Source organism: Streptomyces kanasensis (assembly GCF_043077165.1).
Classification (GTDB): Bacteria; Actinomycetota; Actinomycetes; order Streptomycetales; family Streptomycetaceae; genus Streptomyces; species Streptomyces changanensis.
The window spans coordinates 84930-109452 of sequence record NZ_JBIBSF010000005.1; the positions used below are offsets into that span (position 1 = coordinate 84930).

At 75.5% G+C, this 24523-nt stretch carries 23 protein-coding genes and 1 tRNA gene; 9 read left to right on the plus strand and 15 right to left on the minus strand.

Annotation, left to right across the window (positions count from 1 at the left end):
• Window positions 1-39 precede the first annotated feature (39 nt).
• Window positions 40-1674, plus strand: coding sequence for a DoxX family membrane protein (locus ACF053_RS14485; RefSeq protein ID WP_391954185.1), 1635 nt, complete (start codon window positions 40-42; stop codon window positions 1672-1674).
• Window positions 1675-1798: 124 nt separating this feature from the next.
• Window positions 1799-2392, plus strand: coding sequence for a helix-turn-helix domain-containing protein (locus ACF053_RS14490; RefSeq protein WP_391954186.1), 594 nt, complete (start codon window positions 1799-1801; stop codon window positions 2390-2392).
• A 261-nt stretch (window positions 2393-2653) separates the two neighbouring features.
• Here the strand turns inward: ACF053_RS14490 and ACF053_RS14495 are convergent, their stop codons facing one another.
• The 3 genes from ACF053_RS14495 to ACF053_RS14505 all read right to left on the minus strand — a co-directional run bounded on the left by ACF053_RS14495 (window position 2654) and on the right by ACF053_RS14505 (window position 5213).
• Window positions 2654-3376: a nucleotidyltransferase family protein gene (locus ACF053_RS14495; protein ID WP_391954187.1), complete on the minus strand. Its 723-nt coding sequence runs from the start codon at window positions 3374-3376 to the stop codon at window positions 2654-2656.
• Between the two features lie 49 nt (window positions 3377-3425).
• Entirely contained in the window at window positions 3426-3839 is a 414-nt protein-coding gene (locus ACF053_RS14500; protein ID WP_391954188.1) for a hypothetical protein, read from the minus strand.
• A 237-nt stretch (window positions 3840-4076) separates the two neighbouring features.
• Entirely contained in the window at window positions 4077-5213 is a 1137-nt protein-coding gene (locus ACF053_RS14505) for an ABC transporter ATP-binding protein (RefSeq protein WP_391954189.1), read from the minus strand.
• A 181-nt stretch (window positions 5214-5394) separates the two neighbouring features.
• On the opposite strand from ACF053_RS14505, the gene ACF053_RS14510 reads away from it, so the two are divergent.
• Both ACF053_RS14510 and ACF053_RS14515 read left to right on the plus strand, forming a co-directional pair.
• Window positions 5395-5471, plus strand: a tRNA-Thr gene (locus ACF053_RS14510).
• Window positions 5472-5630: 159 nt separating this feature from the next.
• Window positions 5631-6107, plus strand: a complete 477-nt coding sequence (locus ACF053_RS14515) for a GNAT family N-acetyltransferase (RefSeq protein ID WP_391954190.1) — start codon at window positions 5631-5633, stop codon at window positions 6105-6107.
• Window positions 6108-6241: 134 nt separating this feature from the next.
• Here ACF053_RS14515 and ACF053_RS14520 read toward each other — a convergent pair whose 3' ends face one another.
• From ACF053_RS14520 to ACF053_RS14540, 5 genes are all read right to left on the minus strand, one after another.
• Window positions 6242-7240: a zinc-binding dehydrogenase gene (locus ACF053_RS14520; protein WP_391954191.1), complete on the minus strand. Its 999-nt coding sequence runs from the start codon at window positions 7238-7240 to the stop codon at window positions 6242-6244.
• Window positions 7241-7355: 115 nt separating this feature from the next.
• Window positions 7356-8564, minus strand: coding sequence for a phytoene desaturase family protein (locus ACF053_RS14525; protein ID WP_391954192.1), 1209 nt, complete (start codon window positions 8562-8564; stop codon window positions 7356-7358).
• A gap of 236 nt (window positions 8565-8800) precedes the next feature.
• Window positions 8801-9301 (minus strand): hypothetical protein, encoded by a 501-nt coding sequence (locus ACF053_RS14530; protein ID WP_391954193.1) that lies wholly within the window; start codon window positions 9299-9301, stop codon window positions 8801-8803.
• Between the two features lie 247 nt (window positions 9302-9548).
• Entirely contained in the window at window positions 9549-10295 is a 747-nt protein-coding gene (locus tag ACF053_RS14535) for a response regulator (protein WP_391954194.1), read from the minus strand.
• Window positions 10292-11428, minus strand: a complete 1137-nt coding sequence (locus tag ACF053_RS14540; RefSeq protein WP_391954504.1) for a sensor histidine kinase — start codon at window positions 11426-11428, stop codon at window positions 10292-10294. Before ACF053_RS14540 ends, ACF053_RS14535 begins: the two co-directional genes overlap by 4 nt.
• Window positions 11429-11837: 409 nt before the next feature.
• Between ACF053_RS14540 and ACF053_RS14545 the strand changes: the two genes are divergently transcribed.
• Together ACF053_RS14545 and ACF053_RS14550 are read left to right on the plus strand one after the other, a co-directional pair.
• Window positions 11838-12446 (plus strand): GlcG/HbpS family heme-binding protein, encoded by a 609-nt coding sequence (locus ACF053_RS14545; protein ID WP_391954195.1) that lies wholly within the window; start codon window positions 11838-11840, stop codon window positions 12444-12446.
• A gap of 198 nt (window positions 12447-12644) precedes the next feature.
• Window positions 12645-14030, plus strand: a complete 1386-nt coding sequence (locus ACF053_RS14550; RefSeq protein ID WP_391954196.1) for a M1 family metallopeptidase — start codon at window positions 12645-12647, stop codon at window positions 14028-14030.
• A 243-nt stretch (window positions 14031-14273) separates the two neighbouring features.
• Here ACF053_RS14550 and ACF053_RS14555 read toward each other — a convergent pair whose 3' ends face one another.
• Window positions 14274-14786 carry a GNAT family N-acetyltransferase gene (locus ACF053_RS14555; protein WP_058944161.1) on the minus strand — a complete coding sequence of 171 codons (513 nt, stop codon included), beginning with the start codon at window positions 14784-14786 and terminating at the stop codon, window positions 14274-14276.
• A gap of 153 nt (window positions 14787-14939) precedes the next feature.
• Window positions 14940-15515, minus strand: a complete 576-nt coding sequence (locus tag ACF053_RS14560) for a TerD family protein (RefSeq protein WP_058944162.1) — start codon at window positions 15513-15515, stop codon at window positions 14940-14942.
• 117 nt (window positions 15516-15632) lie between these two features.
• Here ACF053_RS14560 and arfB point away from each other — a divergent pair, with 117 nt between their 5' ends.
• Window positions 15633-16070, plus strand: a complete 438-nt coding sequence (gene arfB / locus ACF053_RS14565) for an alternative ribosome rescue aminoacyl-tRNA hydrolase ArfB (protein WP_058944163.1) — start codon at window positions 15633-15635, stop codon at window positions 16068-16070.
• A gap of 288 nt (window positions 16071-16358) precedes the next feature.
• Here the strand turns inward: arfB and ACF053_RS14570 are convergent, their stop codons facing one another.
• Complete coding sequence (locus ACF053_RS14570) at window positions 16359-16907, minus strand: flavin reductase family protein (protein WP_391954197.1); 549 nt, start codon at window positions 16905-16907, stop codon at window positions 16359-16361.
• 271 nt (window positions 16908-17178) lie between these two features.
• Between ACF053_RS14570 and cdgB the strand changes: the two genes are divergently transcribed.
• A complete protein-coding gene (gene cdgB, locus ACF053_RS14575) occupies window positions 17179-18903 on the plus strand; it encodes a diguanylate cyclase CdgB (protein WP_391954198.1) in 1725 nt (574 codons plus the stop codon).
• A 65-nt stretch (window positions 18904-18968) separates the two neighbouring features.
• Window positions 18969-19994 carry a carbohydrate-binding protein gene (locus tag ACF053_RS14580; RefSeq protein WP_391954199.1) on the plus strand — a complete coding sequence of 342 codons (1026 nt, stop codon included), beginning with the start codon at window positions 18969-18971 and terminating at the stop codon, window positions 19992-19994.
• Between the two features lie 141 nt (window positions 19995-20135).
• Here ACF053_RS14580 and ACF053_RS14585 read toward each other — a convergent pair whose 3' ends face one another.
• From ACF053_RS14585 to ACF053_RS14600, 4 genes are all read right to left on the minus strand, one after another.
• On the minus strand, window positions 20136-21029 hold the full coding sequence (locus ACF053_RS14585) for a class II fructose-bisphosphate aldolase (RefSeq protein ID WP_391954200.1): 894 nt from the start codon (window positions 21027-21029) through the stop codon (window positions 20136-20138).
• A 164-nt stretch (window positions 21030-21193) separates the two neighbouring features.
• Window positions 21194-22120 carry a 1-phosphofructokinase family hexose kinase gene (locus ACF053_RS14590; protein WP_391954505.1) on the minus strand — a complete coding sequence of 309 codons (927 nt, stop codon included), beginning with the start codon at window positions 22118-22120 and terminating at the stop codon, window positions 21194-21196.
• Between the two features lie 143 nt (window positions 22121-22263).
• On the minus strand, window positions 22264-23532 hold the full coding sequence (nagA, locus tag ACF053_RS14595; RefSeq protein ID WP_391954201.1) for an N-acetylglucosamine-6-phosphate deacetylase: 1269 nt from the start codon (window positions 23530-23532) through the stop codon (window positions 22264-22266).
• Window positions 23532-24482, minus strand: coding sequence for an ROK family protein (locus ACF053_RS14600; protein ID WP_391954202.1), 951 nt, complete (start codon window positions 24480-24482; stop codon window positions 23532-23534). The genes nagA and ACF053_RS14600 overlap by 1 nt, the downstream gene beginning before the upstream one ends.
• Window positions 24483-24523 lie beyond the last annotated feature (41 nt).

Consider the following 24523-nt stretch of genomic DNA (forward strand, 5'->3'; position numbering starts at 1 on the left):
CTGTCAAGGCAGTGTCCTAACGGCGCGTCACTCGGTTAGATGAGTGTGGACACCAGAACGCCCCGGCCCGGGTTCGATGATCAGCCTGCGCTGAGCATGGTCAAGGTGAACAGCGACCCCGCGCAGGTCATCGTGAACCACGCCAGTTTCCGGGTACAGCTCGCCCCGGTGCAGTCGCACCGGTTCGCCGACACGGCCCGCCTGCCCGTCATGAGCGGGGTGGTGCCGGGAGGGCGGCGGCGCGCCCCCGTCGTGTGGAGCGGCAAGTCCTCGCCCGGCGACCCCGGCGCGACCGGACTGCTCCAGGCGATGCGCGACTCCGCCTCCGTCGACACGCTCGAACGCGGCCGGGTCGGCGCCCCCTTCGGCGAGGCCCTCCTGGGCGGCGACGGCGGCGCGACCCGGCTCATCCCGCGCGTCGACCTCTCCGACGACACGATGCCGACCCCCGTCGTCGGCGGCCCGCGCGGCCCCGAGACCCCGCTGCTGCCGCCGATGCGGCGCGCCGAGGGGGCGTACGACGCCCGCCCCGACGCGCACCCGCACGACGCGCACCCCCATGACGGGTACGACGACGCGTACGAGGACGACGCGTACGACGACGATGACGGCTCCGCCGCGCACCAGCGGCACGCGTACTACCCCGACCGCCGGATGAACCTCGGGGTCGTGCTGCTGCCGCTGCGCGTCTTCCTCGGCCTCATCTCGGTCTACGCCGGTATGGGCAAGCTCTGCGACCCCGTCTACTTCGACGGCGGGGAACGCGGCTCCATGGTGAAGTGGCTGACGTCGCTGCACCCGTGGCCGCTGGCCGAGCCGCTGCGCGACTTCGCCCTGTCCCACCCGGTGGGCGCCGGTCTGACCATCGCGTTCGCGCAGGTCATCGTGGGTGTCCTCACGATCCTCGGCCTGTGGCAGCGGGTGGCCGCCGTGTTCGGCGGGCTGCTGTCTGCGGCGCTGCTGCTCACGGTGAGCTGGCGGGCCGTGCCGGTGTACGACGCGCCCGACATCATCTACCTGGCCGCCTGGTCGCCGCTGATCATCGCCGGTGCCCCGGTGTACTCCGTCGACGGACGCCTCGCCGGCGAGGCGTGGCGGACGCTCGGCCCGCGGTCCGCGCTGTGGGAGCTGCGCCGGCGCGTGCTGCGCCGGGGCACGGTCGTCGCCGCGGTCGTCATCGGTCTGACCCTGCTGATCGGCTCGGTGTTGGGCGGGGCGGTGCGCTCCTCCGACCTGATCACCGTGCCGGGGCCGAACGCCGACCCGACGAACCACCTGCCCGGCCAGCCCCTTCCCGAGGAGCCGCGCAGCGAGGCGAGCCCCGAGGCGTCCAGGGAGCCGGAGCCGACGGTGTCGGCGTCCCCGTCCGCGTCCGAGGTGCCGTCCGAGGCGCCCACGGCCGGGCAGGAGGCGACGCGGGAACCCGTCCGCGAGGAGGGCCGCGTCGAGGAGGAGCGGCCCACGGCCTCCCAGGGCACGGGCGAGCGTCCGGAGCAGTCCCAGCCCGAACCGCCCCCGACCTCCAGCGCGGGACCGACGTCCAGCGGCGGCTCCGGCGGCGGCTCGGACGAGGACTCCGGCTCGGGCGGTGCCGAGGACGGTTCGTCCGGCGGATCCGGTGGATCCGGTGGATCCGGCGGCAACCGCAACCCGCTCGGCGGTCTGCTGGGCTGACCGGTCCGCAGCGGCGCACCGAGGGCGGCCACCCCGTGGGGGGGGGCCGCCCTCGGCGGTGCCACGCGTTCCGTTTCCCGGAACCGGCAACGTCTGTTGCCGCCCCCGGGACGGCCGGGGTGCAATGACCGGCATGGGCCAGCAGACACCGGACATGGAACAGGCGCTGGCCGCGGTCGGCCCGCGGCTCAGACAGCTGCGCCGGCGGCGCGGCGTGACGCTCACGGCGCTCTCCGAGACGACGGGCATCTCCCGCAGCACCCTCTCGCGGCTGGAGACGGGCCTGCGGCGCCCCACCCTGGAGCTGCTGCTGCCGCTCTCCCAGGCCCACCAGGTGCCGCTGGACGAGCTGGTCGGCGCACCGGAGGTCGGCGACCCGCGGGTCCGGCTCAAGCCGCGTACCGTCCACGGTTCGACCGTCGTGCCGTTGACCCGGCTGCCGGGGCCGCTCCAGACGTACAAGATGGTCCTCCCGCCGTCCCGTGCCACCCCCGACCCCCGCACCCACGAGGGGCACGAGTGGCTGTACGTGCTCGCGGGGCGGCTGCGGCTGATGCTGGGCGATCAGGACCTGGTGCTGGGGGCGGGCGAGGCGGCCGAGTTCGACACGCGGGTGCCGCACTGGTTCGGCAGCACGGGCGACGGGCCGGTGGAGGTCCTCAGCCTCTTCGGGCGCCAGGGCGAGCGCGTCCACGTCCGCGCCCGGACCCGCCGGTAGGGCGTACGGGAGCGCCCGGCCCACCGAGGGGGTGGACACGCCGGGAGGGGCTGGGCGCGCCGCGCGGGCCCGGACGCGGTGGTGGGCCGGGTGCGGTGGTGGGTACGGACCCGGTGGTGGCCGGACGCGCCGGAAGGGTCGGACGCGCCGCGAGGGCCGGGCTTCAGGGGGGCGTCCGCGGGGGAGGAGCGCCCTCCGCGGGGGAGCGGCCCGCCGTTCGGCAGGCCCGTCGGCGGGGGAGCCTGCCCGCGGGAGGGCGGGCTACGGGAGGGCGGTCTGCGCGGCCAGTTCGCGGGCGGCCTCGGTGAGGTCCTTCGCGGTGTCGATGGCCCGCCAGTAAGCCCCCTGCGGCAGCGGGAAGCCGGCGAGGCGCCGCTCCCGGGCGAGCCGGGGGAACGTGGTCCGCTCGTGGTCACCGCGCTCGGGCAGCAGCTCCCGGAAGGACGCGGAGAAGACGTACACCCCGGCGTTGATCAGGTACGGCGACGGGGGCGCCTCGATGAAGTCGGTGATGTGGCCGAAGGCGTCGGTCTCGACGGCGCCCCACGGGATGCGGGGGCGGGCGAGGGCGAGGGTGGCCGTGGCGTCCCGTTCGGTGTGGAAGCCGGCCATCTCGCGCAGCGAGAAGCGGGTCCAGATGTCGCCGTTGGTGGCGTACCAGGGCTCGTCGGCGTGCGGCAGGTGCGCCGCCGCGTGGCGGAGGCCGCCGCCGCGCCCCAGGGGCTCGTCCTCGACGACGGTGGTGACGTGCAGCGGCAGGTCCGCGCCGGCCAGCCACTGCTGGAGGACGTCCGCGAGGTGGCCGCAGGAGACGACGGCGTGGGTCACGCCCTCGGCGGCGAGCCAGGACAGCTGATGGCCGATGATCGGGGTCCCGGTGCCCGGGATCTCGACCATCGGCTTGGGGCGGTCGTCGGTGTAGGGGCGCAGTCGCGAGCCCTGGCCGCCCGCCAGGACCACGGCTTGCGTGGGGGTGGTGTGCATACCGGGCACGATAGGCGTACCGCGGTGGCCACGGGGGGCGCTCCGCGGTTCAGCTCGCGCCCGCCACGCCACCCGCGAACGACGTGTCGCAGACGGGCCGGGAGTACGACTGGGCCTCGGTCGGGCCGTAGACGCGGACGGCGGCGGTGCCGAGCTCACGGGCGATCGACATGCAGTGCCGGGAGAGGGACGGGCTCTGCTCCACGGCGCGCTGGAGGTGCGTCAGGGCGACGCCCGGGTCCTTCTGCTCCAGCTCCGTGAGGAGCCGCTCGCGCAGCAGGTCCTCCGGGGCGCGCGGCTTCGCGGGCACGGAGACGTTCTCCGCGGAGGCGGTGAGGAGCTGGGTGTCGGAGTGCGGGCCCGCCCAGGGGACGCTGGTGACCGCGAGCGTTCCGGAGAGCACCAGAACGACGGGCAGGACGAGGGCGAGTGAGCGGCCGATGCGGCGTGCTGTCTGGTTCACGGAGGCGAGCGTAGCGCTCGGTGAAGTTTCGGCGACAGTTAGTCACTCTCACGAGGGAGCGTTTTCTGCTCCTTTTCGAATTCCGTGTTGACGAACGGGAGGCGAAACGGCCGCTGTGCCGGGGCCTCCGACGGCTTTGCGCCCGTCAAACGCGAACGGCTCCGCGTGGGGTACGCGGAGCCGTCGTGAGCGCTGTCGTGAGGCGGACCGTGGCGGCGCGGTGGGCGCCGGGGACCGTCAGTCGCTGAGGCGCTCGCCCGTGGAGGTGGCGAAGACGTGCAGCTCGCCCGGGCGCGGGACGACGTGCAGCTCGGAGCCCTTCTCCGGGATGGCGCGGCCGCCGACACGGACGACGAGGTCCTTCAGCTCGCCGCCGACCTGGGCGGAGCCGTAGACGTAGCCGTCGGCGCCGAGCTCCTCGACGACGTTGACCGAGACGGCCAGACCGGCCGGGGCGGACGGGTCCTTGGACAGGGACTGCCCGGCGTCGGCGCCGCCGTGCTCGATGACCTCGAAGTGCTCGGGGCGGATGCCGACCGTCACGGTCGTGTCGCCGCGGTCGGCGGCGGCGGAGAGCGCGTCGCGCGACACCGGGACGACGCTGTTGCCGAACTTCACGCCGCCGTCGGTGATCGGCACCTCGACGAGGTTCATGGCGGGGGAACCGATGAAGCCGGCGACGAAGAGGTTGGCCGGGCGGTCGTACATGTTGCGCGGCGTGTCGACCTGCTGGAGGAGGCCGTCCTTGAGGACCGCGACGCGGTCGCCCATGGTCAGGGCCTCGACCTGGTCGTGCGTGACGTACACGGTGGTGATGCCGAGGCGGCGCTGGAGGGACGCGATCTGCGTGCGGGTCGAGACGCGGAGCTTGGCGTCGAGGTTCGACAGCGGCTCGTCCATGAGGAAGACCTGCGGCTCGCGGACGATGGCGCGGCCCATGGCGACGCGCTGGCGCTGGCCGCCGGAGAGCGCCTTCGGCTTGCGGTCGAGGTAGTCGGTCAGGTCGAGGATCTTCGCGGCCTCCTCGACCTTCTTGCGGATCTCCGCCTTGTTGACGCCGGCGATCTTGAGTGCGAAGCCCATGTTGTCGGCGACGGTCATGTGCGGGTACAGCGCGTAGTTCTGGAACACCATGGCGATGTCCCGGTCCTTCGGCGGCAGGTGCGTGACGTCGCGGTCACCGATGCGGATGGCGCCGCCGTTGACGTCCTCGAGCCCGGCGAGCATGCGCAGGGAGGTGGACTTGCCGCAGCCGGAGGGGCCGACCAGGACGAGGAACTCGCCGTCGGCGATCTCGATCTCCAGCTGGTCGACGGCGGGCTTGGTGCTGCCCGGGTAGAGCCGGGTCGCCTTGTCGAACGTGACAGAAGCCATGGTGATGGGTCCCTTCACCGGCAGGAACGTGCCGGACGATCCGAGTAAAGGAAGGATGGGAGCGGGTCCACCCAGGTGGACCCCCGGTGACGCTACCTGCCGGACCCGGCCCTGTCAGCAGTCCTGGGTCGGTGAAATTTTCGACCGGGCGGCGGAGCGGTCCGGTTACACTGGCCCGGCTGCCGCCTTAGCTCAGTTGGCTAGAGCGCTTGACTTGTAATCTTGAGGTCGTCGGTTCGATTCCGACAGGCGGCTCCACCGGAGGACCCCCGGCCCGTGCAGGGCCGGGGGTCCTTTGCGTCGCCGGCCCGCTGTGGCGCCCGTCGCGGCCCGTGGGCGGCCGGCCTCGCGGGCGGGCCTCGCGGGCGGTCGGGGAAGGGGTGGACGGCGGGGGTCGGGGCCGGGCAGGCTGCGGGCATGATCCGTACCGCCACGCCTGACGACGTGCCCCTCGTCCACGCCATGATCCGCGACCTCGCCGAGTACGAGAAGGCGCTGGAGGAGGTGCGGGCCACCGAGCGGGACCTCCACGAGGCGCTGTTCGGGAAGCACCCGGCCGCCTTCGCGCACATCGCCGAGGACGAGCGCGGCGAGGCCGTGGGCTTCGCGTTGTGGTTCCTCAACTTCTCCACCTGGCGCGGCGTGCACGGCATCTACCTGGAGGACCTGTACGTACGCCCCGAGGCGCGCGGGGGCGGGCACGGTAAGGCGCTGCTGCGGGAGCTGGCGCGGATCTGCGTGGAGCGCGGCTACGAGCGCCTGGAGTGGTCCGTCCTGAACTGGAACGCCCCGTCGATCGCCTTCTACGAGTCCCTCGGCGCCCGCCCGCAGGACGAGTGGACGGTGTACCGGCTGACGGACGGTGCGCTGGCCGCGCTGGGGGCGGCGGAGTAGTCCGTCGCCGGCGGGGTGCCGTCGGCGGGGCGGTCCGGCTCCGGCTCCCGGGGCGGGGCGCTCCGGCTCCGGTGGGGTACGGCCGGGCGGTCGCGAGGGGTCGCCGCGGGGCCGTGCCGGGTCGCTCGGGCTCCTCAGGGGACCAGGACGACCTTGCCCGTCGTGCGGCGGGTCTCCAGGGCGCGGTGGGCCTCCGCCGCCGCGGCGAGGGGGAAGCGCTGGACGGCCGGGCGCAGGCGGCCCGTGGCGGCCTCGGTGAGGGCGCGGGTCTCCAGGGTGCGGACGTCGCCGCCCGCCCGGTCGAGCATGACGCGGCCGAGGACCTGCTGGGACGTGATGCCGCGGTCGGCCAGTTCCCCGTCGGTGAAGGTGAGCGGCCCGCCGTCGTGGAGGCCCTGGCCGGACCAGCCGAAGACGATGTGCCTGCCGCCCTCGCGGAGCAGGTCGACGGCCGTCCGGCCGGTGTCGCCGCCGACGGAGTCGTAGAGGACCGTGGCCCGGCGGTCACCGAGGAACGCGCGGACCTCGGACGGCCAGTCGGGGCGGGTGTAGTCGACGGCCGCGTCGGCGCCGTTGGCGCGGACCCGGGCGACCTTCGCGGGGCCGCCCGCCAGGCCGATGACGACGGCGCCGGCGTTCTTCGCGTACTGGACGAGGAGCGTGCCGATGCCGCCGGCCGCCGCCGGGACGACGACGACGTCGTCGGGGGTGAGGTCGGTGAACTGCACGATGCCCATCGTGGTGCGGCCCGTGCCGATCATGGCGACGGCCTCCGCCTCGTCGAGCCGGGCCGGGATCACGTGCAGCCGCGCGGCGTCCACGACGGCGCGTTCGGCGTAGCCGCCGGGGGCCGTGCCCAGGTGGGCGACGACCCGCCGGCCGAGCCAGGCCGGGTCGGTGCCCTCGCCGACCGCGTCCACCCGGCCGGCGACCTCGCGGCCCGGGACGGTGGGCAGCTCCGCCGGGGCCGGGAACGGGCCGGTCATCCCCTCGCGCAGGGCCGTGTCCAGGAGGTGGACGCCGGCGGCGGCGACGGCCACGCGCACCTGACCGGGGCCGGGGACGGGGTCCGGGAGCTCTTCGAGGACGAGGTTCTCGGCGGGGCCGAAGGCGTGCAGGCGGATCGCGCGCATGGTGGGGCTCCTGTCTGTCTCCCGCCCCCGGCCGGCGGCGCGATGGCGCGGCGACGGCCGGGCGGCGGCGTGCGGGTGGGCGAGAGACAGCCTGGTACCTCGACCAAGGTTGAGGTCAAGGCGTACGGAGAGCGGGGTGCCGGGTGCCCCGCCCGGCGGGTGCGTCGAGGGCTCCCAGGGCGAGGAGGGCCGCTTCCCGCCCGCTGGTGAACGCCACCTCCGCCAGGACGCCCGGCGCCGCCACCGCGTCGCCCACGAGGAACACCCCGTCGCCGCGATCGATCGCCGGCCGGTCGCGCCACGTCGTCCCCGGGCGGTCGACGGCGCCGGTCCGGCCGGTCGCGAGCGCGTCGCGGCGCCACACCGTACGGTCGCGCCAGCCGGGGAAGCCGAGGTCGAGCAGGCGCTCCGCGCGGGCGAGGCCCCGGTCCCTCGACTCCCCGGGACCGACCGGGAACTGACCCTGGAGCAGCTGCCTGCCGGCGGGGGCGAGCGTCGGGTCCTGCGCGGTGAACCGCTCCAGCCAGCCCGGCGCGTCCAGGTCGGACACGACGAACGGGTCGCCCTCCCGGGTGCGCAGGGCCAGGTCCAGCAGGGCCGTACGGCCGCTCTCCCAGGTCAGTGACGGGTCGTCGAGGAGCCGCCGCGCGGCGGCCAGCGACGTGGCGACGACGACCGGCCCGTCGGCGGTGCCCGGCAAGGTGTCGACGCGTACGCCCGTCTCCAGGCGCACGCCCAGCTCCCGGGCGCGCACCGCCATCCGCTCCACGACCCGCCCCCAACCACCGCGCGGGTAGCGCGCCTCGGGCGGCAGCGCGGCGGAGCGGTGCAGCCGCTCCTGGACGAAGCGGGCCGACAGCGATCCGGGGTCGTGGTGGAACAGGGCCACACCGCTGTAGTGCGCGGCCGCACGGGCGGCGGCGGGGCCCACCTCGGCGCCGGCCCAGGTGGCGAAGTCCACGTCGACCGGGGCCCGCTCCGGGGAGCGGCGCGCCAGGCGCAGCAGCCCGAGCGGCGGGGTGCGGCGCAGGGCCCCGTCGCGGTGGAAGCGGAACCGCGCGCCTTCACGGGCGGGCAGGGACGCCATCGGCCCGAGCAGCCCGCGCGCGGCGAGCCAGGACCAGTGCGGGCCGCGGCAGTACAGGGCGTGCGGGCCCTCGTTGGTGCGGTACTGGTGTTCCGCGGTGCGGGCGCGGCCGCCGGGGGTGCGGTGGGCCTCGTACAGCGTGACGCGGGCGCCGCCCTCGGCGGCGGTGATCGCCGCGGTGAGTCCGGCGAGGCCGGCGCCGACGACGGTGACGTGCCGGACGGGACGGGGGGTCATGGTGGCTCCTCGGTGGGGAGGGGACGGGCTGTCACCGAGAAGGACCGGGCAGGGGGTCGGTTCGTTACAGGCGGGCGGGGCGCGGCGGGTGGGTGGGCCGGGGGCGCGGTGCCGCGGGGCCCGGGGCCGGTCGGGGCGGGGCCCGGACCCGGGGCGGTGCGGGGTGCGGGGTGGTGCGGGGCACGGGGTGCCGGCCGGGTCCGGCCCGGGGACGCGGCGGGGCCGGGGCCCGGTGGTCAGGGCAGGCGCGGGAAGCGGGCCTGGAGGTCCCAGACGACGGGGTTGTCGGCGAGGCCCTCGTGCATGTCGACGAGGTCGGCGATCAGGTCGTGGAGGAAGTCCCGGGCCTCGCGCCGCAGTTCGCCGTGGCCGAAGGTGAGCGGCGGCTCGTCGCCGGGCATCCAGTCGGCCTCCACGTCGACCCAGCCGAACCGCCGCTCGAACAGCATGCGGTCGGTGGATTCGGTGAAGTCCAGCTCGGCGTGCTGCGGCTTCGCCGCCCGGCTGCCGTGCGGGTCGCGGTCGAGCTGCTCGACGATGTCGCAGAGCGCCCACGCGAAGTCGAGCACCGGCACCCACCCCCAGGCCGTGGACACCTCGCGGTCGGTCTCCGGGTCGGCGAGGTACACGTCCCCGCAGAACAGGTCGTGCCGCAGCGCGTGGACGTCCGCGCGCCGGTAGTCGGTCTGCGGGGGGTCGGGGAAGCGGCGGGAGAGCGAGTAGCCGATGTCGAGCACGTACGCGATGGTGTCACGTCCCCGGCGGGCCGTGGTCCGGGGCGCCGGGCCCGGCGCGGGCGCACCGCGTACCGGGCGGACGGGCGGGCGCGGCTCCGGTGCGCCGGCCCCCGATGCGCCGGCTCCGGGTGGTGCGGCCCCCGGCGGGCTGGTCGCGGGTCCGGCGCACCCCCTCGGCCTGATCCGGCGCGGCCCCGGCGCACCCGGCGGGGGCCCGGCGCGGCCCCGGCGTACCCGCGCGCGGGGCTCAGGGGACCAGGCGCCGCTCCTTGGCCACCGCCACCGCGCCGGCGCGCGTGTCGACGCCGAGCTTGGCGTAGATGCGGCCCAGGTGGGTCTTGACGGTGGCCTCGCTGATGAAGAGCGCCCGGGCGATGTCGCGGTTGCCGAGGCCGTGGGCGAGCTGGGCGAGGATGTCGCGCTCGCGGGCCGTGAGGGCGGGCGCCGCCGCGCCGCGCGCCCGGTCCAGGACGCGGCCGGCGACCGGCGCGGAGAGGGCCGTGCGGCCCTCGGCGGCGGCGCGGATCGCGGCGAACAGCTCCTCGGGGCGTTCGGCCTTGAGCAGGTAGCCGGTGGCGCCCGCGTCGACGGCCCGGGTGACGTCGGCGTCCGTGTCGTACGTGGTGAGGACGAGGACCCGTACGTCGGGCGCGGCGATCCGCCGGGTCGCCTCGACGCCGTCCATGCCGGAGCCGAGCTGGAGGTCCATGAGGACCACGTCGGGCCGCAGCTTCGCGGCCGCCGCGACGGCCTCCTCACCGCTGCCCGCCTCGCCGACGACCTCGACGCCAGGTTCGCTGCCGAGCAGGGCGAGCAGGCCGGCGCGGACGACGGCGTGGTCGTCGCAGAGCAGGACCCGGACGGTCCGGGGGGTGCCGGCGGTGCCGGGGGCGGGCGGGCTGCCGGGGGTCGCGGGGGTGCCGGGGGTCGCGGGGGTTCCCGGGGTGCCGGGGGCGCCGGGGGCGCCGGTGCTGCCGGGGTCCGGGGGCGTCATCGTCGGGCCTCCAGGGGGACCGAGGCGGAGAGCACGGTGCCCTCGCCGGGCGCCGACTCGACGGTCAGCGTGCCGCCCAGGGCCGCCAGCCGGGCGCGCATCGCCGGCAGGCCGTGGCCGCGCGCGTCGGTACCGGGCGGTGGCGCGGTGGACGGGTCGAAGCCGCGGCCGTCGTCGGCCACGTCCAGCACCACCTGGTCGTCGAGCCGGGTCAGCGTGAGCGCGGCCCGGCCGGCCCCGGAGTGCTCCCGTACGTTCGCGAGGGCGCCCTGCGCGATCCGCAGCAACGCCGACGCGACCCGGTCCGGAAGTGCCGCGTCCGCACCCTCGGCGTGGAAGCCCACCAGGAGGCCACCGGTCGTCTCGCGGGCGGCGAGGGCGCGCAACGCCGGGGCGAGGCCGCCGCCCCCGGCCAGGTCGGCGGGGGCCAGGTCGTGGACGAAGCGGCGGGCCTCGGCGAGGTTGTGCTCGGCGATGGCGGCGGCGGTACGGACGTGGTGGCGCGCCGTCCCGGGGTCGCCGTCCCAGGTGCGGTCGGCGGCCTGGAGCAGCATCCGCTGGCTCGACAGGCCCTGCGCGAGCGTGTCGTGGATCTCCATCGACAGCCGTTGCCGTTCCGCGAGGGTGCCCTCGCGCCGTTCGGTCGCCGCCAGGTCGCGGCGGGTGCGCAGCAGGTCCGCGATGAGCGCCCGCTGCCGTTCCGCCTGCCGGCGGGCGTGCAGGAACACGGCCGTCGCGATGGCCGCCGCGGCGGGCGGCGCCACGAGCGTGACCGGGTCGAGGCCCGGGTCGGCGAGCCGTTGGAGGGCACCGACGACGAAGAGGGTCAACAGCGTGACGAGGGCGAGCGCGGCCCGCCGGGGCAGCAGCCGCAGCCCGGTGAACAGCAGCGGTACGGCGCACAGGGCGAAGCTCGGGGCCGCCACCACCAGCACCGTCCAGACCACCACGACGGCCGCCAGCCAGACCCGGCCGCGCCGGGAGGCGGGCGCGGCGGCGCCGGGCCCGAGGGCGTACAGCGCCGCCAGCGCGACCGACAGCGCCACGACCCACGCGCCCCGCCCGTCCCAGGGGTGGCGGAGCAGGAAGCGGGCGAGCGAGGCGGTGAGCAGCAGGAAGAACGCCGCGTGCATGACACGGGCCAGCCCGCGGGCATCCCGCTCGACGCCACCGTCCCCGGCACCGCCGTCCGTGTCGTACGCGCCACCGTCCGGGCCGGTGCCGCGGCCGTACGCGCCCCCGTCCGGGCCGTCGTCCGTGTCGTACGCGCGATCGACACCGTCGTGCGCACCGCCCGCCCCGTACGTGCCCCCGTCCGTGCCGCCGCCGACACCGACGCCGCCGTACGGGCCGTCGGGGGAGGCGGGGCGCCGGGGTGTGCCCGGCGGGTCGATGTGCGTCACGCCCCCATCCTCCGCCCGTCCGCGCCGTCCGGCATCAACCGATCGGCCGACCCCTCCGTCGCCCGCTCCGGCGACGCGGAACCGCAGGTCACGGCGGGATGGTGGAGGCGTTGCACCAGCCGACCCCCCGGGAGCACCTGTGAACGACCACCGCACCCCGTCCCACCGCACGACGTCCCCCCGCCCCGCGTCCCGCCGCACCCGCCTCCTCACCGGTGCCGCCGTCGCCGCCGCGCTCGCCGCCGGCACCTTCGGCGCGGTGTCCGCCAACGCCACGACGCCCACCGCCGCCGCCGGTGCCCCGCAGCGGACCGTCGCCGCCGCCGAGGCCGGCGACCGGGACGTCCACCGGACCGGTCACCTCACCGTCGACGCCGCCACCCGCGCCGCCCAGGCCGCCCTCCGGGCCGCCCGCGAGGACGGGCAGCGGGTGAGCGTCGCGGTCGTCGACCGCGCCGGCAACACGATCGTCGTCCTGCGCGGAGACGGCGCCGGACCGCAGTCCTACGCGTCGGCGGAGCGCAAGGGCTTCACCGCCGTCTCCTGGAACGCCCCCACCTCCGAGCTCGTCAAGCGCCTGGAGACCACGCCCAACCTCAAGGACATCCCCGGCACGCTCTTCCTCGGTGGCGGCGTGCCCGTGGCCGCGGGCGGCGCGCCGATCGCCGGGATCGGCGTGGCGGGCGCCCCCAGCGGCACCTTGGACGAGGAGTACGCGCGGGCCGGTGCCGCCGCACTCGGCCGCTGAGACGCCGACACGCCGGCGCGGGATGCCCCGACACTCTGGCGTCCCGATGTCCCGATGCCCCGACGGCACGGTGGGCCCGCCGCCTGACGGCCCGGCCGTCCGGACACGGCGGCCGTCCTGACGGCCCGGCCGTCCGGACGCCGCCACCCTCCCGACGCCCTGACAACCCCGCGTCCCGGCCCCGCCTAGGATCGCCGTGTGAGACGAGGGAAGAGGGTGCGCGGGCTCGCCGCCGCGTCGCTCGCCGTGGCGCTGCTCGCGGCCGGCTGCACGCAGGGCGTCACCGGCACCCCCGGCGCGGCCGGGCTGCGCGACCCGTACTTCCCCCGTCTGGGCAACGGCGGGTACGACGTACGGCACTACGCGCTCACCCTCGCCTACGATCCCGGCACCGGTCGCCTCGACGGCACCGCCGAGATCACCGCCCGCGCCACGAAGGACCTCAGCGCGTTCAACCTGGATCTGGCCGGGCTCACCGTCCACGGCGCCACCGTGGACGGTGAACCGGCCTCCGTCCGTCGCGCCGGCCAGGAGCTCACCCTGCGGCCGCGCTCCGACCTCGCCCGCGGGACGACCTTCCGCACGGTCGTCCGCTACTCCGGCACGCCCCGCACCGTCACCGACGCCGACGGGTCGCGGGAGGGCTGGCTGCCCACCGACGACGGGGCGCTCGCGCTGGGGCAGCCGGCCGGGTCCACGGCGTGGTTCCCCGGCAACCACCACCCCTCCGACAAGGCCACGTACGACGTGACGGTCACCGTCCCCGAGGGCTACCGGGCGATCGGCAACGGACTGCCCGGCCGCGCCCGCACCGCGGACGGCCGAACCACCGTCACCTGGCGGACCACCGAACCGATAGCCGGCTACCTCGCCACCCTCGCCGTCGGCCGGTTCGACGTCACCACCAGCCGTACCCCGGCCGGGCTGCCGGTCGTCACGGCCACCGACCGCACCGTCACCCGCGAGGCCGCGCCGGTGCTCGCCCGGCTGCCCGAACTGCTCGGCTGGCTGACGGAGAACCTCGGCCCGTACCCCTTCACCTCCGCCGGCGTGATCGTCGAGCGGGAGGGCGACGCGGGGTACGCGCTGGAGACGCAGACGCGGCCGGTCATCCCCGCCGACCAGTTCACCGTCGAGATCCTCGTCCACGAACTGGCCCACCAGTGGTACGGCAACTCCGTCTCCCCCCGCTCCTGGCGCGACATGTGGCTCAACGAGTCGTTCGCGACCTACGCGGAGTGGCTGTACGCCGAGGACTTCGAGGACCGGCCCGCCCAGGAGAACCACGAGGAGGCCTTCGCCGACCCGGCCAACTGGGCGTTCCCGCCCGCCGAGCCGCCGACCGCCGCCGACATCTCGCAACCGCCCGTGTACGGCAGGGGTGCGATGGTGCTGCACAAGGTGCGCCAGGCCGTCGGCGACGACGCGTTCTTCGGCCTGCTGCAGGGCTGGGCCGCCGAGCACCGGCACGGCAACGCCTCGACGGACGAGTTCACCGCGTACGTCGAGGAGGAGACCGGCGAGGACCTGACGGAGATCTGGGACACCTGGCTGTACGGAACGGAGAAGCCGGACGCGCCCTGAGCCCGCGACGGCCGGCCCGGACGGGCGTGCCCGGGACGCCCGGGACGACGGTGCCGGTCGGGACGGCGGGGATGCTCGGGGCGACGGGGACGCCAGGGGCGACGCGGATGGCAGCGACGTCCGGGCCGGCGGGGGCCGTCGGGCCGGCGGGGGCGGTCGGGCCGGCGGGGGCGGTCGGGCCGGGCGGGTGACCGGGTGGCCGGGGCGGTCCGGCAGCAAGCCGCGGTGGGTCGGGGCGGACGGTCACAGGGGCTTGCGCAGCACCACGCAGTCGCGGCCGCGTTCCCGGTCCCGGCGGCGGGCGACCTCCTGGTAGCCGATGGCCCGCCAGAAGGTGAGGGCCCGGCGGTTTCCGGCGAGGACGGCGAGCTTGACGCCCGTGCGGCCCCGCTCCCGGAACCGCTTCTCGACGATCTCCGCCAGCTCACGGCCGAACCCCATGCGGTGGTCCCGGGCGTGGACCATCAGCAACCCGATCCACGGGTCCGGATCATCCGGGTCGGGGTGGTGGGCGAGGGTCACGGCCACGCCGATCACCCGGCCGTCGGAGCGCGCCAGCAGCACTTCGGCGTCCGGCCGGGCCAGCTCCTCGGCGAGCGAGGTGGCGACCTGCTCGGGCCGGATGTCGTCGGGGTCCGGGAAGTCCCCGCTGAGCTGCTGGAACTCCCGGTTCGAGGCGTACAGCTCGGTGAGTTCGGTCAGGAGCGGGCCGGGGAGGGCGCTCTCCTCGCCGAGCTCCAGCGGTTCCACGATCATGCGGCCCACAGTAGGCAACGGAACGCGCCCCGGCGCGCCGTACGCCACCGGGCCCGCGCCGTACGCCACCGGGCCCCGCGCCGTCGCGCGGAGCCCGGTGGCGTACGGCGGCAGCGGCGCGCGCGGGCGCGCGCCGGTGCACCGGTCGGAACGTCAGACGTTCACGCCGAAGTCGCGGGCGATGCCCTCCAGGCCGGAGGCGTACCCCTGGCCCACGGCGCGGAACTTCCACTCGGTGCCGTTGCGGTAGAGCTCGCCGAAGACCATGGCGGTCTCCGTCGCGGCGTCCTCGCTCAGGTCGTAGCGGGCGATCTCGGTGCCGCCGTCCTGGTTGACGATGCGGATGTAGGCGTTGCGGACCTGGCCGAAGTTCTGCGAGCGGTTCACCGCGTCGTAGATGGAGACCGGGAAGACGATCTTGTCGACGTTCTGCGGGAGGCCCGCGAGGTTGACGTTGATCTGCTCGTCGTCACCGCCGCCCTCACCCGTGCGGTTGTCGCCCGTGTGGACGATCGTGCCGTCGGGGGTGGTCTTGTTGTTGAAGAAGACGAAGTGCGCGTCGGAGGCGACCTTGCCGGCCGCGTCCACGCCGATCGCCGAGGCGTCGAGGTCGAAGTCGGTGCCGGTGGTCGTGCGGACGTCCCAGCCGAGGCCCACCGTGACGGCGGTGAGGCCCGGGGCCTCCTTGGTCAGCGAGACGTTGCCGCCCTTGGACAGGCTTACAGCCATGGAAGTGCCTTTCCCTTGCCTGAGTGCTCGATGGCGTCACAGCTCATAACGCCGGGCACGCCGAGGTGGTTCCTGCCACGGAAAAGCGGGTGACGTGGGACTCCGCCATTCGGGAACATGGAGGGCATGTCCGGTCCCCATGTCATCCGCGGTTCGGTCTCCCTGCCGGAGGCCGAGCTCCAGTGGCGATTCTCCAGGTCCTCGGGGCCGGGCGGGCAACACGTCAACACCAGCGACTCCCAGGTGGAGCTGCGCTTCGACCTCGCCCGCACGGAGGCGCTGCCACCGGTGTGGAAGGAGCGGGCCCTGGAGCGGCTCGCCGGCCGCCTGGTGGGCGGCGTGCTCGTCGTACGCGCCTCCGAGCACCGGTCGCAGTGGCGCAACCGCGAGGCGGCCGCCGTGCGGCTCGCGGCGCTGCTGGCGGAGGCGACCGCGCCGCCGCCGAGGCCGCGGCGGCCCACGAAGGTGCCGCGGGGGATCAACGAACGTCGGCTGCGGGAGAAGAAGCAGCGCGCCGAGACGAAGCGCGGCCGCAACTCCCGCGACTGGAGCTGACCGGCCCGGACCGGACTGGAGCTCACCGGGCCGGACCGGCCACCGGACTGGACCGGGGCTGACCGGCCCGACCCGCTCTGACGGCCTGACGGCCTGACGGCCTGACGGCCTCACGGCCTCACGACCTCACGGCCGGACTGGTCCGACGGCCTGACCGCGCGGTACCGCCTGCCGCCCGTACCTGACCCGGGCCCGTACCGCCCGCCGCCCGTACCGCCTGCCGACCGTCCGCCCGCCGCCCGCGCCTGTCGCTCCGCGCGCGCCCGTCGTGCGGCGGGCGGCCGGTGCTCAGGCCAGGTGGCGGTAGGCGCCCCGGAAGTACGTCAGGGGCGCGCCCTCCGGGCTCGGGAGGGCCGTGGCCAGGACCCGGGCGATGACCAGGGTGTGGTCGCCGGCCTCCACCCGCCGCTCGGTGCGGCACTCCAGCGTGGCCAGCGCCCCGCCGACGAGGGGCGCGCCGGTCAGGTCGCCGCGGGTGTACGGGATGTCGGCGAACAGCAGGCGGTCGCTGATCCGGCCCCGCATCGCGAAGCGGCCCGCGATGTGCCGCTGGCTCTCCGCGAGGACGGACACGCCCCACAGCGGCTGCTCCGCCAGCAGGTCGTCCATCCGGGAGCCGTTGCGCAGGCTCACCAGGACCAGCGGCGGGTCCAGCGACACCGACATGAAGGCCGTGGCCGTCATGCCCACGTCCTCGTCCATCGGTGGCTCCACGGCCGTCACCAGGACGACGCCGCCGGCCAGGCGGGACATCGCCGCACGGAATTCCTCGTCGCTCACCCCCTCAGGATGGGGCAGGTCGGAGGCTGACACCGGGGTCCGAGTTGTTGGGAGCACACGGGGAACGCTAACCTCGCCCGCCACCCGGCCGCATCGGGCCGGAGGACCAGCGGGATCCCGCCGGGTCCTAGGTCCAAGGATCGATTTGCGTTTCGCAATTTCGGGGAAATGGGCTGGTTATTGTGACTTGAGTCACACAGGGCAGTAATTGTTGACCCTGTGTACCGAGTGCGCAGCTCGCTGTGATTCAGTGGCGGTAAACACCCGCACGAGGAAGCCGCTGACACACCTGGAGTTGTTGCTGTCGAGGTCTCGGGGAGAGCGAGCGATGGAGACCGAGTCGGAGCCGTACGTCCGTCTTGCGACCCTGCGGCAGCTGCACCAGGTCGTCGCCAACCTCAACACGGCCCGGAGTCTGGCCGACACCCTGCAGACGGTCGCCGACGGCGTCATCACCGGCCTCGGGTACGAGCTGTCGTGCGTCAACCTCGTCCGCCCCGACGGTGACCTCGTCGTCGCCGCCTTCGCGGGGAACGCCGCCGCGGAAGCCCTGATCACCGGCCGGGTCGGCTCCCGTGTCTCCTGGGAGCGGCGCCTCCACATGGGCGAGGCGTGGGGGGACCTCCGGTTCATCCCGCACACCGAGGGCTGGGTGCTCATAGACGACGACGTGCCGCAGTGGCACACCGAGGGTCCCGAGCCCCGTTTCGAGGACGAGTGGCACCCCCGCGACCGGCTCTACGCCCCCATGTACACCTCCGGCGGGCAGCGCGAGCTCCTCGGCGTCATCTCCGTGGACCGGCCCCGCAACGGCCGTCGCCCCGGTGCCTGGGGGCGCGAGGCGCTCCAGATGTACGCCTCCCAGTCGGCGATTGCGATCAGCAATGCCCGACTGCGCGCGAACATGCAGCGGGCGCTGGTGCGGCTGGAGCGCGAGCAGCAGGCCCTGCGCGCCAGCGAGGAGTCGTTCCGGCAGGCCTTCGAGTACGCCCCGTCCGGCATGGCCATCGCCGAGATGGGCGGTGACCAGCACGGACGGCTCCTCCGGGCCAACGACGCGCTGTGCCGGCTGCTCGGCAGGCCCGCCGCCGTCATGCGCCGGTACTCCTTCGCCGACCTGGTCCACCCGGAGGACGTCGGCACCCTGCTGCGCACCTCCGCCGAGGGCGGCCGCGCCGAGCTGCGGCTCGCCCGCCGGGACGGCACGTACGTCTGGGTCTCCCTGCGGAACTCCGTCGTCGCCGACACCGCCGACGGGCCGCGTTTCCTCCTCACCCACGTCGAGGACATCGAGGAGCGCAAGCGGCACGAGCTGCAGCTCGCCCACCGCGCCTCCCACGACGCGCTGACCGGGCTGCCCAACAGCGCCGAGCTGCGCGCCCGCCTCAGCGCGCGGCTGTGCGCCCGCCCCGACGACCGCGTCCGCGCCACGGCCGCCGACGCCGCCGGGTTCGAGCCGGGCCGCGACGCCGCCGGGTTCGAACCCGCCTACGACACCGCGTACGGCAACGGCCACGCCGACGCCGCCCCCTCCGCATACGAGTACGACCACGCCTACCGGGCGGACGGTTTCGACTTCGACCCCTCCGCGCCCGGCGGCCCCTACGACGGCCACGTCCACGCCGTCGCCCCGGACGGCGAGGTCGACGACGGCCGGAAGGGCCTCGCCGTGCTCTTCTGCGACCTCGACGGCTTCAAGTCGATCAACGACAGGTTCGGCCACCACACCGGTGACGCCGTGCTCATCGAGGTGGCGCGCCGGCTGTCCGCCGGCGTCCGCGACGGGGACACGGTCGCCCGGCTCGGTGGCGACGAGTTCGTCGTCCTCGCCGACGGCCTCGGCGCGGCCGACGCCGCCGACCTGGCCGTACGCCTGCGCAACGGCATCATCCCGCCCATCCGGGTCGACGGCAGGGCGGTCCGGGTGGGCGCCAGTTTCGGCATCGGCTGGGCCGAGTGCGGGATGTCCGTCGAAGAGGTGCTGAACTCGGCCGACCAGCGGATGTACATGGAGAAGCGGTCCCGGGCCAAGGTGCACCGCCGGGCGGGGTAGCCCGTTCGGGGTAGGCTCGCCGGGGTCGGTGACGGCTGGCGAGCACGGATGAGGAGTGACCAGGGATGGCTGCCGGTAACCACGGCAATGGCGCGGGCACGCCCGAGGACGACGACCCGTTCGGCTACCTGTACGCGGACGGCCAGGCGTCGGGTGCCCAGCCGCCGGGCAGTCAGGGCGGCTACGGCTACCCGGGTCCGACCAGCGGTCAGCCGGGACGCCCCCGAACGTCGTACAACCAGGTCAGGGCGGTCGGCGAGCGCCCGCGGCCCCAGGTCCCGCCGCAGCCGCAGTACGGCCAGCCCGGCGCCCCTTACGGCCAGGCGCCCGGCGCCCCCTACGGCCAGCAGCCCGGCGCTCCGTACGGCCAGCCGCACGCCCAGTACGCCGCGCCCGAGACGTACCCGGGCGGGACCCCCACCCGGTCCGCACCGGCGCAGGGCGGTCGCGGCGGCCGTGGCGGCCCCAACACCAAGGGCCTGCTGATCGGCGCCGTCACCGTGGTCCTCGTGGTGGTGGTCGGCATCACTGTGGCGCTCCTCACCAACGGCGACGACGACAAGGACAAGGCGAACCCCGCCCCGGGCGCCTCGGTCTCCGCCTCCCAGGAGCCGGGCGACACCCAGCCCTCCCCGTCGACCGACCCGGGCGCGGCCCAGCCGCAGACGCAGAAGCGGGACGCGGCGACGCTCCAGCTCACCCCGCCCGCCGTGCTCGGCACGGAGGTCAAGGGCGCGAAGGGCGCCGACGGCGCGTACGTGATGTTCAACGGTGTCGGCGGTGCGGCCAGCTGGAAGGTCGACGTGCCGGAGGACGGCCAGTACACGTTGTTCCTGACGTACAGCGTCCCCGGCAAGGACGCGAAGGCGTCCCTCACGGTCAACAGCGGCAAGCCGCGCAAGATCAACATGTCGAACTTCGCGCACGCCCCCGAGGGGTCGTGGGAGAAGGGCTGGACCGAGACGTACTCCTGGGTCCAGCTGCACAAGGGCGAGAACACCCTGAAGATGTCCTGCGAGCCGGGCAACGACTGTGACGCCTACCTCGACCAGGTCTGGCTCAAGCCGGGCCAGCTCCGCCGCGACAGCTAGGACCTGCGGGGCCGTCGCCACCCGCAGGCCCGTCAGGGCCTGCCGCAGCGGCGGTACCTGTCGGTCCGTGAGGTCCTGCCGGGTCCTCGCAACGTGTCCGCCCGTCGGAGCCGTGTCGGTGCGTCGGGACGTGTCGGCCCGTCAGGTCGTGCCGGTGGCGCCGGTCCCGTCGGGTCGGTCGGGGCCGCCGGTGATCACCAGCAGGAAGTGGGCGACCGTCTGCGCCATCGCCTCGCGGGCCCCGGTCAGGTACGGGCGGGGGTCCACCGCGGCGGGGTGCTGCGCCAGGTGGGAGCGGAGCGCCGTCGTGTAGGCGGTGTTCAGGGCCGTGCCCACGTTGACCTTCGTCATGCCGGCGCGGACCGCGGCCCGCAGTTCGGCGTCCGGGACGCCCGAGGAGCCGTGCAGGACCAGCGGGACCGGTACCGCCGTGCGCAGGGCGGAGATCAGGGCGTGGTCGAGGGTGGCCGTCCGCTCCGTCATCGCGTGGGTCGAGCCGACCGCGACGGCCAGCGCGTCCACGCCCGTCTCCGCCACGTACGCGGCGGCCTCCGCCGGGTCGGTGCGGACGCCGGGGGTGTGGGCGTCCAGCGGCGGTTCGCCGGCCTTGCCCCCGACGCGGCCCAGCTCCGCCTCCACCCACATGCCGCGCGCGTGGCCCCAGCGGACGGCCTCCGCCGTGGCCTTCACGTTGTCGCCGTAGCCGAGCCGCGACGCGTCGACCATCACCGAGTCGATGCCGGCCGCGTGGGCGGCGTGCAGCAGTTCCGGGGTGACCACGTGGTCCAGGTGGAGGGCGAGGGCAGCGCGGGAGGCGCGGGCCACGGCCGAGGCGGCCGCCGCGACGCCGGAGAGGTCCCCGCCGTGGAAGCGGATGGCGTTCTCGGAGATCTGGAGGACCGCCGGCCGGCCGGCGCGCTCCGCCCCGGCCGCGACGGCCTCGGCGTGCTCCAGGGTGATGACGTTGAACGCGGCGACGGCGCGGCCCGCCGCCCGCGCCGGTGCGACGAGGTCAGCGGTGCTGACGAGGGGCATGTCCGGATCCTTCCGCCGTGAGCCGGTGGCCGGTGGCCGTGGGCCGTGGTCGAGCCGTGGCCGTCAGCCGCGGGCCGGGTGAGCCTTGGTGGCCGTGGGCCGTGGGCCGTGGGCCGTGGGCCGTGGGCCGTCGGCCGTATGCCGTGGCCGTGGGTGGCGGCGGATCAGGCCGCGGTGGCGAGCTCCCGGACCGACACCCGTTCCAGCAGTTCCCCGTACCGGTCGGCGTCGAACTCGCCGGCCGCCCTGGCGTGCACGGTGGCCGTCGCCAACGCGGTGGCGCGGGCGAGGCGTTCGGGCCAGGGCGCCCCCTCGACCAGCGCCGACAGCAGTCCGGCGACCGCCGAGTCGCCCGCCCCGGTCGGGTTGCCGGCGACGCGGGCGGGCGGGGCGGCCTGCCAGGTGCCGTCCGGGGTGACCGCGAGGAGCCCATCCGCGCCGAGCGAGGCGACCACCGCGTGCGCGCCGCGGCGGCGGGCGTCGCGGGTGGCGCGCAGCGGCTCGCGGGCGCCGGTGAGGGCGGCGAGCTCGTCGGCGTTCGGCTTGACCAGGTCGGGTCGGGCGGCGATGCCCCGGCGCAGCGGTTCGCCGCTCGTGTCGAGGAGCACCGGCACGCCGGCGGCGCGGGCGCGGCGGACGAGTTCGGCGTACGCGCCGACGTGCACGCCGCGCGGGAGGCTGCCGCAGAGGGCGACCGCGCGGGCCCCGTCGAGCAGCTCCGCGTAGCCGGAGAGGAAGGCGGCCCACTCGGCGGGGGTGATCACCGGGCCGGGTTCGTTGAGCTGCGTGGTGTCCCCGCTCGCGGAGTCGGCGACGGCGACCGTACGGCGGGTGGCGCCGGCGCTGGGCACCAGGGCGTCCCGTACGGGCAGCGGGGCGAGCAGATCGCGCAGGACCTCCCCGGTGGGGCCGCCCGCGAAGCCCGTCACGACCGTCTCGTGGCCCAGGGCGGCCAGGACGCGGGCGACGTTGACGCCCTTGCCGCCGGGGCGCTCCACCACGTCGGTCACCCGGTGCGTGGTGTGCGGCACGAGCGCCGGCACGGTGTAGGTGAGGTCGAGCGCGGTGTTGAGCGTGACCGTGAGGATCAACGGTTCCCACACCCCCGGAAGGTCGTGGACCGGCTGTGTGCGGATGTTCGGCCCGGAAAGATCACGGTGCACGATCATGCCAAACGGAAAGCGACCGGCCCAGCCCCCCTGGGCCGGCCACCTCGCGGCAAGGCGCGGGATGATCAGCCCACTTGGGGCTCAACCACCCATTCGCCCTTGCGCATCACGCCCGCGAGGGCGAAGTCGGCGTCCAGGACGACCAGGTCGGCGTCCTTGCCCGGTTCCAGGGAGCCGATCCGGTCGTACAGGCCGAGCAGCTTCGCCGGGTTGGCGGAGATGGCCTGGACGACCGCCTCGACGGGCAGCCCGTCGACGGTCGCCGCCCGCCGGAACGCCGTGTCGAGCGTGAGGGTGGAGCCGGCGATGGAGCCGCCCTCGACGAGCCGGGCCACGCCGTCGCGCACCTCCACCGCCAGGGGGCCGAGGCTGTACACGCCGTCGCCGAAACCGGCCGCGTCCATGGCGTCGGTGATGAAGGCGACCCGGGCGGCGCCGGCCCGGTGGAAGGCCAGTTCGAGGGCGGCGGGGTGGAGGTGCGTGCCGTCGTTGATCAGCTCGACGGTGACCCGCTCGTCCTCCAGGAGGGCGGCGATCGGCCCCGGCGCGCGGTGGCCCAGGCCGGGCATCGCGTTGAACAGGTGCGTGGCGACGGTGGCGCCCGCGTCGATCGCCTCCACGGTCTGCTCGTACGTGGCGTCCGTGTGGCCGATCGCGGCGATGACGCCGTGCTCGGCGAGGAGGCGTACGGAGTCGATGCCGCCGGGAAGTTCGGTGGCGAGGGTGACCATGCGGGCGTGGCCGCGCGCGGCGTCGACCAGCTTGCGCACCTCGGCCGGGTCCGGGTCGCGCAGCAGCGCCTCGCTGTGGGCGCCCTTGCGGCACGGGGAGATGAACGGGCCCTCGAAGTGGATGCCCGCGATGTCGCCCTGCTCGGCGAGTTCGGACAGCTCGCCGGCGCGGTGCGCGAGGAAGTCCATGTCGCCGGTCACGGTCGACGCGACCAGGGTGGTCGTGCCGTGCAGCCGGTGGGTGCGGATGCCCCGGAGCACCTCGTCGAGGGTGCCCGAGGTGAAGGAGGCGCCGCCTCCGCCGTGGTTGTGGAGGTCCACGAAGCCGGGGACGACCCAGTGGCCGGAGAGGTCCAGTACGTCGGCGACGACGTCGGCGGGGCCCGTGGTTCGTGCGGTGCCCGTGGTGCCTGCGGGGCCCTCGGGGCCGGTCGTGGTGGCGGCGGCGCCGGTGGCGCGGCGGTCCGTGGTGGCGGCGGGGCGGCCGCCCGCGGTGTCGGTGATCCGGGTGCCCTCGACGGTGACCCGCCCACCCTCGACGACGCCGGTCGGCAGCACCACGCGGGCCCCGGCGAGGACCTTGCGGTCGGCGTGAACGGCCATCAGGGGGATACCTCCAGGTCGGTGGCGAGCTCGGCGGCGAGCAGGTCCCAGGCGAGGAGCCCCGCGCCCAGGCAGCCGGCCGTGTCCCCGAGGGCCGCGGGCACGATGGCGGGCCGCTGCTGGAACGTGATGCGCTCCGCCACGGCGGCCCTGAGGGGTGTGAACAAGGTTTCCCCGGCCTCGGCGAGGCCGCCACCGATGATCAGGGTGCGGGGGTCCAGCAGGGTGAGCGCGGTGACCAGCCCGTCGGCGAGCGCGTCGACGGCGTCCTGCCAGACGCGTACGGCGCGCACGTCCCCCGAGGCGACGGCCTCGGCGCAGTCGGCGGCGTCCGCGTCCGGGTCGCCGCTCGCCTCCGCCCAGGCCCGGGTGACGGCCGCGGCCGACGCCAGGGTCTCCAGACAGCCGCGCCCGCCGCAGCCGCAGGCGGGGCCGCCGGGACGGACGACGATGTGGCCGATCTCGCCGGCGCAGCCGTGCGCGCCCGCCTCGATGGTGCCGTCGATGCCGATGGCGCCCGCGATGCCGGTGCCCAGGGGCACGAACAGGAACCGGTCCGCGCCCCTGCCCGCTCCCACGCGCCCCTCGGCGAGCCCGCCGGTGCGCACGTCGTGGCCGAGCGCGACGGGCAGCCCGCCGAGCCGCTCACCCAGCAGGGCGCGCAGCGGGACGTCGCGCCAGCCGAGGTTGGCGGCGTACACGGCGACGCCGCCGACGGGGTCGACGACCCCGGGCACGGCGACGCCGGCGGCCTCGGCCCGTACGCCGTACCGCTCCTCGCCGTGGGCGAGGAGCTCGGCCGCGAAGTCGAGGATCGTACCCACGACGGCGTTCGGGCCGCGCTCGCGCCCGGTGGCCCGCCGCGCCTCGTACAGCAGTGCCCCGTCGGCCCCGACCAGGGCGGCCTTCATGCCGGTGCCGCCCACATCGAGGGCGATGACGTGTCTCACGGGAGACAGTTTCACCCGAGGGGCGTGAAAGGTCTAGTCCA

Excerpts from the sequence above, each read along its gene's own strand:
- ACF053_RS14520 (WP_391954191.1), bottom strand. The coding sequence starts at position 7,240 with ATGCGCGCGATCCGCCTGCACGCCTTCGGCCCCGCCGAGAACCTCGTC.
- arfB (WP_058944163.1), top strand. The coding sequence starts at position 15,633 with ATGGAGGGCATGTCCGGTCCCCATGTCATCCGCGGTTCGGTCTCCCTG.
- ACF053_RS14495 (WP_391954187.1), bottom strand. The coding sequence starts at position 3,376 with ATGCACACCACCCCCACGCAAGCCGTGGTCCTGGCGGGCGGCCAGGGC.
- ACF053_RS14540 (WP_391954504.1), bottom strand. The coding sequence starts at position 11,428 with ATGCACGCGGCGTTCTTCCTGCTGCTCACCGCCTCGCTCGCCCGCTTC.
- cdgB (WP_391954198.1), top strand. The coding sequence starts at position 17,179 with ATGGAGACCGAGTCGGAGCCGTACGTCCGTCTTGCGACCCTGCGGCAG.
- ACF053_RS14515 (WP_391954190.1), top strand. The coding sequence starts at position 5,631 with ATGATCCGTACCGCCACGCCTGACGACGTGCCCCTCGTCCACGCCATG.
- nagA (WP_391954201.1), bottom strand. The coding sequence starts at position 23,532 with ATGGCCGTTCACGCCGACCGCAAGGTCCTCGCCGGGGCCCGCGTGGTG.
- ACF053_RS14585 (WP_391954200.1), bottom strand. The coding sequence starts at position 21,029 with ATGCCCCTCGTCAGCACCGCTGACCTCGTCGCACCGGCGCGGGCGGCG.
- ACF053_RS14505 (WP_391954189.1), bottom strand. The coding sequence starts at position 5,213 with ATGGCTTCTGTCACGTTCGACAAGGCGACCCGGCTCTACCCGGGCAGC.
- ACF053_RS14485 (WP_391954185.1), top strand. The coding sequence starts at position 40 with ATGAGTGTGGACACCAGAACGCCCCGGCCCGGGTTCGATGATCAGCCT.
- ACF053_RS14490 (WP_391954186.1), top strand. The coding sequence starts at position 1,799 with ATGACCGGCATGGGCCAGCAGACACCGGACATGGAACAGGCGCTGGCC.
- ACF053_RS14580 (WP_391954199.1), top strand. The coding sequence starts at position 18,969 with ATGGCTGCCGGTAACCACGGCAATGGCGCGGGCACGCCCGAGGACGAC.
- ACF053_RS14555 (WP_058944161.1), bottom strand. The coding sequence starts at position 14,786 with ATGATCGTGGAACCGCTGGAGCTCGGCGAGGAGAGCGCCCTCCCCGGC.
- ACF053_RS14535 (WP_391954194.1), bottom strand. The coding sequence starts at position 10,295 with ATGACGCCCCCGGACCCCGGCAGCACCGGCGCCCCCGGCGCCCCCGGC.
- ACF053_RS14525 (WP_391954192.1), bottom strand. The coding sequence starts at position 8,564 with ATGACCCCCCGTCCCGTCCGGCACGTCACCGTCGTCGGCGCCGGCCTC.
- ACF053_RS14560 (WP_058944162.1), bottom strand. The coding sequence starts at position 15,515 with ATGGCTGTAAGCCTGTCCAAGGGCGGCAACGTCTCGCTGACCAAGGAG.